We start from the raw sequence: 13,134 nt of genomic DNA on the forward strand, positions 1-13,134 counted from the left end.
TGCACTGGCACCATTTAAAAACATCATTATTTAAATCTGTTGAGTGTTAATACCCAGTGCTTCTGCCACGAGATAAAAGATAGACTGGTACGGAATGCCACTGTGTAAACTAAGGCCTGTTTCACAGGTGACACTGGTACTAAAGCCTCGGGAGCAACTAGCAACCTGTGATTTTAATGTCGCTAAGGCACTTGCATTTAATTCGGGTAAATTGAAACCTTTATCACCTGCAAACCCACAACAACTGATGTCTGGTGGAATAATCACTTTTTGTGCGCACTGCTCAGCTAATTGTTGGGCTTGTGTTGCAAGTCCCATACGATGAGTAGAACATGTTATATGCAAAGCAATGTGTTCTTTGATTGGGGTAAATAGATAGCCTTTATTTGAGTTAACGATATAGTGTAGACAAAAATTAACAGGCTCATAAATCGTTAGATGGGAATTTTTGGTTTGCAGTACACACGGGCTTGTATCCGAAATAATTGGCCATTTACCATTATTGGAGTAAAGGTTTAACGTATTGAGTAACTGTTGACGTTTGTGTTCCGCTAATGTTTTATAACCTTTGCTTAAATAAGGTTGCCCACAACAAAGCGCATTATCTTCTACTGTTAAGACATTGAATCCCAACTGTATAAGAATATCAGGGATGAGTGTGGTCAGTGGTGGTAGAGACGGAGTTCCGCTGATTACCTTAGTTATGCAGCTAGGCCAATAAACAACGGTTTTTGATGGATCAAATTTCTTCGGTGTTATACCTTGCTGCGTGGGGGATCGATGATATTTTTTCAAGCGTTGCTGAGTAACAACTAAAGGCAAGGTTGATGGCCATAGTGGTAGACGTTTACCTGACAAGTTGTGTATTGTTTGGCTGAGGTGATATTGACGCGCTTTACCCACCCATTGGCTACTCCATTCCGCTAATTTGAGACCCATTTTAATTCCCGCCAGACATACATCAAAGTGGTTGGCGGTCCACTGTGCTAAGCGAAACTGTTTAGCCTGTTGTTCGCGTAAAGAACGGATAAACTCGCCAGTATTAATGTTCACAGGGCAACGATTTGCACAAAGCCCTGTTGCTGCACAGGTTTGGTTACCGTAAAAATGGAATTGTTGTAGCCAGTGTTTAACCGGTTCATTATGCTGCTGACGTCGGGTAATTTCTCGCCATACTGCAATCCGCTGTCTTGGTGTAAAAGTGAGTTGTTTGGATGGACAAATCGCTTCGCAAAAACCACACTCTATGCACTTATCAATCAGTGGGTGAGATGAGGGCATGGTCTTAAAATTTTCCAGGTGCACATGTGGATTGTTATTCAGAATTACCCCTGGATTTAAAATATGATTTGGATCGAGTAGCTGCTTTATCGCTTTCATAAGCTGGTAGGCAGCTGAGCCCCACTCCAGTTCAACAAAAGGTGCAATATTACGACCTGTGCCATGTTCTGCTTTTAGTGAGCCATCAAATTTTGTCGTGACACCCTGGCCTATTGCATCCATAAATTGTTGATATTGTTGGATGTGCTTTGGGCTATCAAAACGTTGAGAAAATACGAAGTGTACGTTACCAGCAAGGGCGTGTCCGAAAATAATGCCATCATGGTAGCCAAACTCAGTAAAGCGTTGTTGAATAAATTGTACACCTGTTGCTAAGTGCTGAATGGGAAAAGCAACATCCTCAATAATGACTGTTGATCCTGATTTACGTTGTGCACCAACAGCAGGAAACAAGCCTTTACGAATAGCCCATAGTTGATCGATATTAACTTGATCTGTCGTGAAGTTGGCTGGTGTTAAAAGTTGAAAGTGGGAGAGGCATTGTTCAATTGCTTTTATAGATTGGTTTAATTGGACCTCAGAATCAGCCTGTGTTTCGATAAGTAATGCTGCACTTTGTGCTGATAAGGACTGTGTATCAGGCATAGTGGGGTGTGTTGCGACAGCGTGCAGGCTACGACTATCCATGAGTTCGACAGCGGCTACAGGCATTGTTTGTAATGTTTCTACGGCTTGGCAGGCGTTAGTCAAGGTTGGGAATACGACGAGTGCTGCTGCTTTGTATGGGTAATCCTTAATCGTATTGAGTGTGACTGAAGAAATAAAACCTAACGTACCCTCTGACCCAACCAGTAAATGGATTAAAATTTCGATAGGATCAGTAAAATCAATCAGTGCATTAATAGCATAACCTGTCGTATTTTTAAGGCGGTATTTATGGTTAATACGCTTCGTTAAGGACGTGTTAGCAAGCGTTTGTTGGCTTAATTGCTGAAGTTTATCAAGCAGTGGTTGATGATGTTGCTTAAAAGCTTTTATACTGTTGCCATCAGCCGTATCCAATATTGTACCGTCAGCCAATATTAAACGCATATGGCGTAATGTATGATAGCTATTGGCGGTTACTCCACAACACATACCACTGGCATTATTAGCGACTATACCACCCATTTTACAGCTATTAATTGACGCAGGATCAGGACCTAATTTACGTTGCCAGGGTTGTAATAAGCGATTTGCCTGTGCGCCAATAATGCCAGGCTGTAGCTGGATAACGTTGCCTTCCTGTTCAATTCGACAGTTATTCCAGTTTGGGCCTAAAATAACCAGAACACTTTCTGTGATTGCCTGTCCAGAAAGGCTCGTTCCTGCGGCACGAAATGTGATACCCACTTGATATTGATTAGCCAGTTGTAATAATTGGCTCATTTCATATTCGTGGTTTGCTTGTACAATTAATTTAGGTACAAGTCGGTAACAGCTGGCATCCGTACTATAAGCGTAACGTAATACTTCATCTGTGATGAGTTGTTCTTTACTGAAAATAGAAGCCAGGTGTTGTGTGAATACATTCCAGTTATTCATTTTTTAAGTCATCAATGATAAAAACGGCAAGTATTTTGGGACCATGTGCGCCATACGCTAACGTTTGCTGAATATCGGCGGATTTGGAAGGGCCTGATATAAATACGATATTTGTAGGCATATTATGTGGCCAACACGAGTGATTAAGCAGTGCGTCAAAAGTATGAATAATTTGTTGGGTATAAAGGACGACAATATGAGTAGGTGGAACAAGGGATAAGGTTCGAGGTTCCACGGATGAGGGCTGAATAACTAAAGTGCCTGTGTTGGCAATTGCTGCAAGACAGTTGGTGATAGCGGCATTACCCTCATTAAATAAGCGGGTTTTCCATTGTTCAATAGGTTGTCTATAAGGCTCAATTTTGTATGGAGGCTGTTCAGTTGCAGGGGAAGAGGGGGCTAATAAACGGTTAATGTTGTCAGGAATTGGATCTCCTGTGAGTAAGCAGTTAACTTTTTGTTGATAAAGGAATGTGAAAAGCTGTTGTTGACAATACTGTGATGATCCTAAAACAACATGAGCATGTGCCATTTCTAGTTGATCAATTAAAATCTTAATGGCTTGATCATGGCTATGGGTTACTAAATGCGTTGATTTATCGTTAATGGTGTCATTTTTTTCATCATCACTTGCCGCTTTATTTATTGAGTTTTTCAATTTAGCTTGATGCAGTCGATTGAGTATTTTGGTGCGCGCATCCATGACATTTTTCTCGATTAAAGTTTATACCTGTTTTTTGGACAAAGCAGTATGACGTCGATGTGCTTTTAATCGTTGATGTAATGTGTTCGACGCTGGAACAAGTGGTGTTCGATAAGACGTCCAGCCACCTAATTGGTGAGGAAATAATGCACGACATTTAGTCACTAAGTGGGTGATAAAATGATACAACTTAGGGTGGCAGTTTAGCCAACTCCATGTCTTCCATATAAAGTGTTGCCTGCGCGAATATTGTTGACCCGTAATGGGTGTTAGTTGGGTATGTGTAGCTGAAAAATGACTATCATGATACGAACGATATTGTCCTGTAGCTTCCTGGCGCCAACGAAGTAGTAATTGGGGGATGGGAATTTTAACGGGACAAACTTCACCACAGGCGCCGCATAAACTGGAAGCAAAAGGCAGTTCACTGGCACGACTACTTTGGCTTTCAAGTTGAGGGGCTAATATTTTGCCAATTGGGCCTGGATAGGTTGTACCATAGGTGTGCCCCCCAACACGGGTATAAACTGGACAATGGTTCATGCAAGCCCCACAACGAATACAACGTAGTACATCCCGAAATGTTTGATCTTCCCAAAGTTGGCTGCGTCCGTTATCTAATAAAATAACGTGTACTTGTTCAGGTCCGTCTTTTTCCCCTGTACACCTTGGTCCTGAGATCATATTAATGTAGGTTGTAATGGATTGGCCGGTGGCTGAGCGGGTAAGTAAGCTTAATAAGGGAGGCAACTCTGCCATTGATGCAATAACTTTTTCAAGACCCATCAGCGCAATATGTACTTTGGGTAATGTGGTACACATTCGCCCATTTCCTTCATTTTCAACAAGCACTAGTGTGCCTGTTTCTGCCACCGCAAAATTGACGCCACTAATACCTACCATGGCTTTTTGAAAACGCTGTCTAAGATGCTGGCGTGCCTGTTGAATAAGTGTATCCACATCATCTTGATATTGGCCAGAAACATGCTTTTTAAAAAGTTGGGCAATATCTGCTTTGCTTTTGTGAATGGCTGGCATAATGATATGAGAGGGCGTTTCATTGGCGAGCTGTACAATAAATTCACCCATATCCGTTTCTAAGCAAGGTATGTCTTGCTGTGTAAGGTACTGATTGAGGTGAATTTCTTCACTGACCATGGTTTTACCCTTTACAACGGGCGCATGTGCGTCTGGCGGCGTTGACGCAGTTGTCTCCTTAATCAATTGAAGAACGATTTGATTAGCTTCACCAGGTGTTTCAGCCCAGTGGACCTGAATACCATTATTAATTAGCTTGGCTTCAAGTTGTAACAATAATTCTGGTAATCGAGAAAGCGCTTTTGTTTTAATCGAGGTGCCTGTTTTTCGTAATGTATACCACTCGTGTGGGTCATTAAATTGTTGCTGGCGGCGCTCAACTAAATAATCCATAGCATTACGGTAACTGTGCTGTAATTTCATGTTTTGTAGCACTGAGGAAGCTTTGGCTTCGAATTGTGATAACGTCATCTATCACCGTCCTTTCTGTGATGATATTTTTTGTAATGCTATTGGTTAGAATAATTGTTCATTTTTACGTGATTGCTAATGAGTGTTAGGCAAACATCGGTGTCGTAAAAAACTGGCTATATGTTCACCCTGAAGTGAAGTTTTCTGTCGTTTGGCCAAACAGCCATTAATATTGAGTAAACAAGCACAATCGGCGCTGATGAGGTGCTGTATGTTGACTGCTTCTAAGGCCGTACACTTATCATTTACCATCGCTCCCGAAATGTCTGGAAACTTGACTGAAAATGTACCACCAAAACCACAGCATTCTTCTTCATGGGCAGGGGAAACCACTGAAACATTGTTTAATTGAGACAACAGTTGCCGGCTACTCTGCAGGGTATCCATCTCCCGTTGTGCACTACAGGCAGTGTGTAGTGCAACGTGCACAGGCTTACCATGGTCGGTAAGCGTAACCTTTAAGTGGTGATGTAAAAACTCACTAAATTCAATGATGCGTTGGCTAAATTGACGCGCTTGAATGTATTGTGGGTGATTTTTAGGAAAAAGGTGCTGGTAATGGTGCTTCATCATACCTGCACATGAACCGGATAATACAACAATTGGCCAGTTTTCAGGAAATGCTGCAAGCTGTGAAAGGGCTACCTGACGTGCTTGTTCAGGATAACCACTGGTATAAGCAGGCTGTCCACAGCAGGTTTGCTCACTGGGAAAATGGACTTGAATTTGGTGAGCTTCAAGGAGGGTGATGGCATCAATACCGGCTTCAGGAAAGAATAAATCAATGGTACAAGTGCCATAGAGATAGATATTTTTAGTCGTGGTCACGCCAAAAACTCCTTTTTCGTTAATTCCCGTGACTTATTCCATATACTGTCAGCTTAGAGTGTTCCCTAAACGAATATTATAATAACGTAAAGGGTGGTTAATGTGGATATTATTTTACTATTCAATTATTCAAGGGTTTTTTTGATATGTTGAATACGACGGAGTAAGTGATCAATTTCTTTTTTACTTTGCTGAAAGTGAGAGGATAAATGCATTTTATAGTAGCTTAAAATATCCAATTGTTGTTCAATTGTTTTAAAACTGCTCTCAACATGGTTTGTTACGGAACTTGGTTTTTTTTCAGTTGCTATTGATTCAGCGTCAATATTATTGATTAAGGCATTATTAAAAGGAATATCCAGTGACTGTAATTGTGATGCAAGCGCGAAATCATTGAGCGATGGTGTTTGAGCCTTATTTTCAGCGGCTAATTGATATAAGTTGTTGACGGCATCAACTAAGCAATCAAGTTCATCGTAGGCTTTTGTTGAACTACGAGATAATGATAATGGTTCTATGATGGATGCATTTTCTTGTTCATTAATGTAACGAGCAATAGTAATGATATGCTTGGTGACCAGTTGCCAAAAAACAATAAGCAGCACGAAAGCGACAATGGCGGTTTTAGTGCAGTTAGAGATAAAAATAACAATAAGCTTTTCCCATAAACGCCGATATGTTTCACTGAGGTCTGCAACAACAGTGAGTTGACCCAGTTCAACTTGTTCTGAATTCCAAGGGGTAATGGTTAACTGGAATGTTTGTTCAGTAAAAAAACGGGATGATTCGGGTAGCTGGCCTATCGTTTGCGTTTTATCGGTAGACTGCGTCAGTTTGACAAAAACAACTTCAGGGATTTGTAGTAGAGACTCTAACTGGGTATTGATTTGCTTTTCATCAAAAGACCATAGAGAACGATTAAGGTTGGGTAAACTTGACTTTTCAATTTGTACGAATATTTTATTTACACGTTGAATATCTTCGAAATAATCATAACTTAACTGAATAGCGGTGGTACCAACAGCAATCATGGTACTTACACTGATGACAACCACCAGCAGTTTGCGCCCAATAGGACTATAAAACTTAAGTTTTCCCATAGAGGTCCATGCGTTTTAGTGCTAGATAATTTACCGCTTAATCATTAAGGTACCGCTAAAAATCACTATTTTTAATGGTGCCCATTATTAGCAAATTGATCAGTTTTATTGTTATATCTTTAGCGAGTGATTATTTTTGTAGTTTGGAACTTATTGCTTAATGATTTCTAATGAACACGTATAGTATCAATAAATGCCACTCTATTGAGTCTAGTCCAGCGTATAAATTGTTTTATAGGCTTCAGTTTTTTTAAACGCCAAAATATGCTGGTTTATATACTGAGCATCTTGTTGAGAAACAGAACGTTTACTATACATAACATGTACTTGATCGCTTGAAACAATATAAGGGTGTAGCGAAAGTTTATGCCATATTCCTAAGTTAGTGGCTCGGTATTTAAGATTGTATACATCCTGTAATACCGCATCAGCCCGCCCTGTTGCGACCATCTTAATACCCTGAATTGTTTGTTCGACATCAATGAGTAAGTCGTGAAACTCAGGATCTGATAATAACTCGGCAAACTCTTTACCATAATAAGAGCCCAGTCTGACCGCTAAGGACATTTTTAGTTTTTTGATGTCGTGTAAATGTTGAAGTGGCCAGCGTTTTTCTTCTCCTTTACGAATGACCATTCTCATTTGCTCGTTTCGATAGGGAGGAGAATAATAGGCATATTGTTCCCGCTCTGCTGTTTTACTTACCGTGAGCATAAGATCAATATTACCTTTTTTAAGCTCTATTAATGAGCGTTTGAATGTAATCATTTTAATAAGGTAATGGCAGTTGGCCTGTTGTAGTACTGCGCGTAGAAAAGCAATATCCAATCCTACCAGCTGCTTATTTTTATCATAATAACCATAGGGAGGATAAATATCCCAGCCAACGATTAGCGTGTCTTTTAAGCAGCTTTTGGCTAAAACTTGCAAGCAAAGACTCAATAAAAAAAACAGTAATATGAACTTCATATACAATACCAACGTAATGATATCCTCCATGCAATAGAATAGCTTATGACACTATAACTAGCCTGTTAGCTGCTGTTTGGTACACAAATATCCTAACCTGCTTGCTGTTAAGCGGATAAAGCTTTGTAGTTGCTAGAGACTGAAGATATTATTAAGCGCATAGATATTCTTCGCCTTGGGTATATCTCTTCACTTGGGGATCTATCTGAGAAATATTGATGGCCAAAATAAGGCTAAAGGTACTCTAGGTATGGGTAAGCACTCACAAAAAGACTTTGTTCCACTTTCTATCGCAGTTTTGACTGTTTCTGACACTCGAGATGAGACCACTGATACATCAGGACAGTATTTGGTTAATGCAATTGAACAAGCGGGTCATACATTACACAGCAGGTGCATTAGTAAAGATGATATTTATCAATTAAGGGCTATCGTTTCTGCCTGGATTGCAGATAATACAGTACAAGTCATTCTTGTAACGGGTGGAACTGGTTTTACAGACAGAGACTCCACACCTGAAGCACTATTACCCTTATTTGATAAAACAGTTGATGGGTTTGGAGAGTTATTTCGACATATTTCATTTCAAGAAATTGGTACCTCAACGCTTCAATCTCGTGCAATAGCGGGTTTGGCAAACCATACCCTAATTTGTTGTTTGCCAGGTTCAACAGGAGCCTGTAGGACTGGATGGGACGGGATTTTACAGCAACAACTTGATGCGCGTCATGGGCCTTGTAATTTTATTCCACACTTAAAGCTTGCTGTCGCACAGTGTGACACTCGGCAGTAAGCGTTCGTATCCTTGAACTGAAGCTAACAATGAGGGGAATATCCTGCTAGCGACTGATAAATGTCAGGTGCTAGCAGGGTAGTTATCTACATGTACCTTATTACATGCATTAAACTTTTATTTAGCATCGTACGAAGCTTTAATACTAATATTCTCATAATTTGAATAACCATTGATCATGATGTAATAGTTGTTCGCTGAAGGGTTTTTGAGCGAACAAATTTCTTGTTGTTGGATCATGTAAGGACGACATGCCCAGCTTGTTAATGTTGGTTTACTGCCTATTTTAACGTATAGATCAGCATCACCAGTGCCATCGTCAAGTACGATGGATAGATTTTTGGCATTTTGAGGGACTTTGAAAACGTAGTATTTCTTAGCACCTTTTCGACCAGAAATATTAGTAATAGGCTTGCCATTACTTAGACTATCTACATCAGGATCTGGGTTCGGGTTCGGGTTCGGGTTCGGGTTCGGGTTCGGATTTGGATTTGGATTTGAGTCAGGAACACCAGGATTGCTTACTCTTGACCAAGCACAATAGCGCTGTCCATGTCCTTCTACCCAGAAGTAATTACAATCAGAGTCATAGCTGTCTCTTCCTGTATGGACTTTGAAGCCAGAAAATTTTACGCCATTTAAGTGCATAAAACTGCCATTGTACTTTAAGCTAAAGTGTTGGTGAGGTCCGGTGGACATTCCGCCATTACACAGTGCTTGCGGTTTATTATTAGCGTAATTTGCCAGCCGCTGATCTCGTTCTACCGTCTGACCACTTTGAACAATGACATTGCCAAGATGGTAGTAGGTGGTGGACCATCCTCCTTCATGAATGACTTCAACAAAGCATGAAGAGTGTTTTTTAATCTTCCCTCCTGCTGAGGCGGTGACCCATTTATTGGATGTGTCAGATCCCCAGCTACCGCCATTATTTAAGTCAAGTGATGATTGAGGATAGCTACCACTTCCGGTGTTGGTATGGCTTCCCCCAATACGCCAGTATTCACCTTTTGGGTAGGGAAGTTGCAGAAGATTGTCTGGAGGTAATTGGGCAAAGGGGTATGTATTGTTATTTGGGTTATTGGTAAAAAACTGTGCTTCAGGTGCTGTATTGGCTTGTTCTGCAGAGGGAAATAGTCGTTGATAAGTTTGGTAGAACTTATCTGCCGTTGGCTGAGTGGTGGAATTATCTATGTCATCATCAGCAATAATAATGGCATCATCCTGCTCGATGGTGTTATCTTTTTTGGTGGCAGTTTTGTTTGATTGTTGCGTCTGTGTAAACAGTGATTCAATGGTTGAAAAGGGTGGCAGGTCATCTTCATTATAAAAAAGAGACGCTCCGTCTTCTTTTTGTTGGTGAAGTGCTTCAATATGCTGATAATGTAGTTTGGCTAATTTTGTCGCAACATCTTTTACTTGGGTTGAAAAGTCATTCGCGTGTGAAAGATTGCCCATAGGATTGTTTAACTGCTTTTTAGTAAGCGTTTTTTGGGAAATAATGCCTGTTTGTGTCTCCATTAGTGCAATCAATACTTTTGGGCTAATACTGGTATAGCCACTCCAATGTGAAATGATTTCAGCGTAGTCTGTTAAGTGGGGAGCATTATGTTTTAAATAGGCTTCAATATCGAAGTTAAACATTTCGGCATGGCTATAAATTAGTTGCGCTTCGCTGAAATGGTTAGCCTGGGAAAACTGGGCAAACTTTGCTTCTGAAGCAATAAGTTGTGGGGTTGATAGTATGCCAAAGGTACAAATGATGCCTAATGAAACTTCTGATAACTTCTGTTTATACGGCTTGTGGCAACTCATAAGTGTTTAAATCCTCTTCTCGTAATGCATAAAAGATTAACAGTGTCATGTCGCTTGTGAAAATTACCCTTGGTGAATTATGTTAAGTATTGCTCGTCAGCGATTTTTACTTTCAATACTTATTAAAGTAAGTCGTTGGTTTATTCGCTGATTGGCCGTTCTTAAAAATATCACTGTGGGTATAACATCTGATATTGTTTAAGTATTCTTATAATGATTGAAATCAGATTTCGTTTACTTTGTTATCCTCCAATTGATTAATATCTATTGTCCTAATAAGAAAAGATATAATCTGGCAAAACCAGGCGTGACAGATATCTCGAAAAGATTGGATCATCAGTGTTGGCTGATGACTATTTGTGAAAAATATAAATTGTGATCTTTCTCCTTAAAGTATTTGCAAGTAGGTTGGAGGTAAGCAGTTTTATTGAAATGCATGTATGGTTTGTAAATGCATTTGCAGTAAAAAATACCTATGCTGAAAGCTTAGATAATCTGTTGATTATTTGACTTATGCATTATTGCATTTGTTATAGCGTGGTGCTAAAAACCAGTTAACACAATGGTGGGTTTTTATAAGTATATTAAAAAATGAGGGATATTTATTTTTTTTGTAGATATTTGTCGGCAAAATAATTGGAGCAGAGTCTGCAGGTACCTTTAATATGCACTTTTTTTGATAACGGTGTCAGTGCGGTAAAATGAAGAAATAGTGAAAATAAAAAAGGAACTATTTGGCAAATGTCTTGTGCTGATATACAACGTCAATTTATGCTGTTAGTTAATGGTAAGCGCTATTGATGTGGAGGTTGCTAAATTAGGGGTGACATATGTTGGTCACTTAACCGGCATTAAAGGTTAACTCAATTGTCGTTATTGTTAGGTATAAATACTTTACATTTGTTAGTCACCAGCCCCGTTTAGAAAAGTGTATTTTATACCTGCATTATTTGAGAGGGTGCGTGAATTCTTATTCTTGACGGTAAATATACCGCTTTCAAAGATTTTGTCTCTAAAATATTTGACAGGGTTCAAGTAACTCAAATGCATTTAACTCATGTAGGTGAAATATTGAATGAGGTTGATAAGGAGATTATTGGCTGTGCATTGATTTATTCGCTATGTACAGGGGTTATCGTTCTTTAGAAAATAGACGACAGGGAGTGTAATTGTGAATAGTGTAGATTTAAATAAAAAGTATGCTGAGTTTGGTTTGTTTCATGCGTGCTATCTCATTGGAGAGCAAAAAAGAGGTGCGCCGCAATTAAATTTGAATGTTGTTGTTAATACGGTACAACATGTTGTTCATGGTGAAGGCAAGTTATTTTTGGATCAACCAAACCAAAATGTGTATAGGGTTAATGGAGAATACAATTATTTGTGCACAATGAAAGATTGTCACATTTTAATGGTGATAGAAGGGGTGCCCTTATTGAAACCTTGGCCTGCTCAAGCGGGGATTGGCCCTCAACTTCCAGTGACGTTGAAAGCCAGATTACTGCTTGACGACACCTTTAAGAAAGGGATTGCATATTTCCAATATCAAGATACAAAAGGTGAATGGCATGAGGTATCTGATGTGCCTGTGCAGATGGAGCCTTGTCAAAAATTGCCTTGATAAAAGCGCCCTGGTCTAAAGGGGTCGTGTGATTTTGTGATCTATCTATGTGTTTTTGTGTTTTGGGGTTCATGGTATTCCACTCATAGTGGAATACCATGCTTTTTCCTGAAAGATTTTCCTCAAGCGGTTGCTTAACAGGTACACTTGAGGAGCGGATCCATGATATTAATCGTCTTAAAAATAAGTTGCTGCTTTTTGAGTAAGTAATCCTGTCCAGATTTTTTAAGCATGAAACATTCGCTGAAGCCGTGTCCATGTATTATTGTTTTATAGGGACCAATTAATCAGTGGGCGTTCGCTTTGATTTAAGTCCCGAATGATTCATACGAAAGGAGAGGAGTTTACGTATTACTCATGTGTATGAATGCTTATTTTCGTCGAATGTCTTCTGGCGCGATCCACAAATTATTGAAAGCCCCGGAATGGGTGCCTCGAGTGATTTTTACTGAGTGTGATAAAACGACACTCGATATTGATAAGTCCTGGCATATTATTCACTACTTACTCTGTGGTTCTGCTCAGACTACAGATGAACTGATCAGCGAAACAATATTGGGTGGTAGGCCACTGTCTACCGATGATTTAGGCTGTGGTCCGGCGCGTTATTTTGAGCCACTTAAAGTAGCATTGCTTGCGGATGAATTGGCCCCTATTGATACTGAACAGTTGATGCGTCATTACTCTGTGGAAAAACTATCTCGTGCAGGCATTTATGCAAAGCTATCAGACACCGCAGAAGATAGATCCTATATCAGTTGTAACTTTGATTCTTTAAAGTCATTTTATATGACTGCTGCTTATAATAGAGAAGGGATTATTACGGTTATTATATAACGGATGTTTACTATAAAAGAGGCGTTGGTTCTATAGTTTGTATTGTTTTATGTCGACAACATGACTAAGAGTCGTAAGGAGTATGTAACATATGTCA

10 protein-coding genes are annotated in these 13,134 nt (G+C 39.7%); 3 read left to right on the forward strand and 7 right to left on the reverse strand.

The genetic code is table 11. The features are described 5' to 3' along the window. Positions 1 to 30 precede the first annotated feature (30 nt). The 6 genes from ACQ96U_RS05095 to ACQ96U_RS05120 all read right to left on the reverse strand — a co-directional run bounded on the left by ACQ96U_RS05095 (position 31) and on the right by ACQ96U_RS05120 (position 7,974). A complete protein-coding gene (locus ACQ96U_RS05095; protein WP_431720163.1) occupies positions 31 to 2,865 on the reverse strand; it encodes an FAD-binding and (Fe-S)-binding domain-containing protein in 2,835 nt (944 codons plus the stop codon). After that, positions 2,858 to 3,568: a LutC/YkgG family protein gene (locus ACQ96U_RS05100; RefSeq protein WP_431720164.1), complete on the reverse strand. Its 711-nt coding sequence runs from the start codon at positions 3,566 to 3,568 to the stop codon at positions 2,858 to 2,860. The genes ACQ96U_RS05095 and ACQ96U_RS05100 overlap by 8 nt, the downstream gene beginning before the upstream one ends. A gap of 21 nt (positions 3,569 to 3,589) precedes the next feature. After that, on the reverse strand, positions 3,590 to 5,077 hold the full coding sequence (locus tag ACQ96U_RS05105) for a LutB/LldF family L-lactate oxidation iron-sulfur protein (protein WP_431720165.1): 1,488 nt from the start codon (positions 5,075 to 5,077) through the stop codon (positions 3,590 to 3,592). Positions 5,078 to 5,152: 75 nt separating this feature from the next. Then, positions 5,153 to 5,905 (reverse strand): (Fe-S)-binding protein, encoded by a 753-nt coding sequence (locus ACQ96U_RS05110; protein ID WP_431720166.1) that lies wholly within the window; start codon positions 5,903 to 5,905, stop codon positions 5,153 to 5,155. A gap of 125 nt (positions 5,906 to 6,030) precedes the next feature. Next, the gene (locus ACQ96U_RS05115; RefSeq protein WP_431720167.1) at positions 6,031 to 7,005 is read right to left on the reverse strand and encodes a hypothetical protein; all 975 of its coding nucleotides are present in this window, start codon (positions 7,003 to 7,005) and stop codon (positions 6,031 to 6,033) included. Between the two features lie 210 nt (positions 7,006 to 7,215). After that, the gene (locus ACQ96U_RS05120; RefSeq protein WP_431720168.1) at positions 7,216 to 7,974 is read right to left on the reverse strand and encodes a substrate-binding periplasmic protein; all 759 of its coding nucleotides are present in this window, start codon (positions 7,972 to 7,974) and stop codon (positions 7,216 to 7,218) included. A gap of 250 nt (positions 7,975 to 8,224) precedes the next feature. Between ACQ96U_RS05120 and moaB the strand changes: the two genes are divergently transcribed. Next, positions 8,225 to 8,767 (forward strand): molybdenum cofactor biosynthesis protein B, encoded by a 543-nt coding sequence (gene moaB, locus ACQ96U_RS05125; protein WP_431720169.1) that lies wholly within the window; start codon positions 8,225 to 8,227, stop codon positions 8,765 to 8,767. Positions 8,768 to 8,884: 117 nt separating this feature from the next. Here the strand turns inward: moaB and ACQ96U_RS05130 are convergent, their stop codons facing one another. Beyond that, positions 8,885 to 10,582, reverse strand: a complete 1,698-nt coding sequence (locus ACQ96U_RS05130; RefSeq protein WP_431720170.1) for a pre-peptidase C-terminal domain-containing protein — start codon at positions 10,580 to 10,582, stop codon at positions 8,885 to 8,887. A gap of 1,171 nt (positions 10,583 to 11,753) precedes the next feature. On the opposite strand from ACQ96U_RS05130, the gene ACQ96U_RS05135 reads away from it, so the two are divergent. Beyond that, on the forward strand, positions 11,754 to 12,200 hold the full coding sequence (locus tag ACQ96U_RS05135) for a DUF1842 domain-containing protein (RefSeq protein ID WP_431720171.1): 447 nt from the start codon (positions 11,754 to 11,756) through the stop codon (positions 12,198 to 12,200). Between the two features lie 357 nt (positions 12,201 to 12,557). After that, positions 12,558 to 13,037 (forward strand): YfbM family protein, encoded by a 480-nt coding sequence (locus tag ACQ96U_RS05140; protein WP_431720172.1) that lies wholly within the window; start codon positions 12,558 to 12,560, stop codon positions 13,035 to 13,037. The last annotated feature ends 97 nt before the right edge of the window (positions 13,038 to 13,134 follow it).

Origin of the sequence: Zooshikella sp. RANM57, from assembly GCF_050749885.1 — a bacterium.
Taxonomy (GTDB): Bacteria; Pseudomonadota; Gammaproteobacteria; order Pseudomonadales; family Zooshikellaceae; genus Zooshikella.

Bases quoted from the DNA above. Each gene is read 5' to 3' on its own strand.
- ACQ96U_RS05095 (WP_431720163.1), bottom strand. From the start codon at position 2,865: ATGAATAACTGGAATGTATTCACACAACACCTGGCTTCTATTTTCAGT.
- ACQ96U_RS05100 (WP_431720164.1), bottom strand. From the start codon at position 3,568: ATGGATGCGCGCACCAAAATACTCAATCGACTGCATCAAGCTAAATTG.
- ACQ96U_RS05105 (WP_431720165.1), bottom strand. From the start codon at position 5,077: ATGACGTTATCACAATTCGAAGCCAAAGCTTCCTCAGTGCTACAAAAC.
- ACQ96U_RS05115 (WP_431720167.1), bottom strand. From the start codon at position 7,005: ATGGGAAAACTTAAGTTTTATAGTCCTATTGGGCGCAAACTGCTGGTG.
- ACQ96U_RS05120 (WP_431720168.1), bottom strand. From the start codon at position 7,974: ATGAAGTTCATATTACTGTTTTTTTTATTGAGTCTTTGCTTGCAAGTT.
- moaB (WP_431720169.1), top strand. From the start codon at position 8,225: ATGGGTAAGCACTCACAAAAAGACTTTGTTCCACTTTCTATCGCAGTT.
- ACQ96U_RS05130 (WP_431720170.1), bottom strand. From the start codon at position 10,582: ATGAGTTGCCACAAGCCGTATAAACAGAAGTTATCAGAAGTTTCATTA.
- ACQ96U_RS05140 (WP_431720172.1), top strand. From the start codon at position 12,558: ATGTGTATGAATGCTTATTTTCGTCGAATGTCTTCTGGCGCGATCCAC.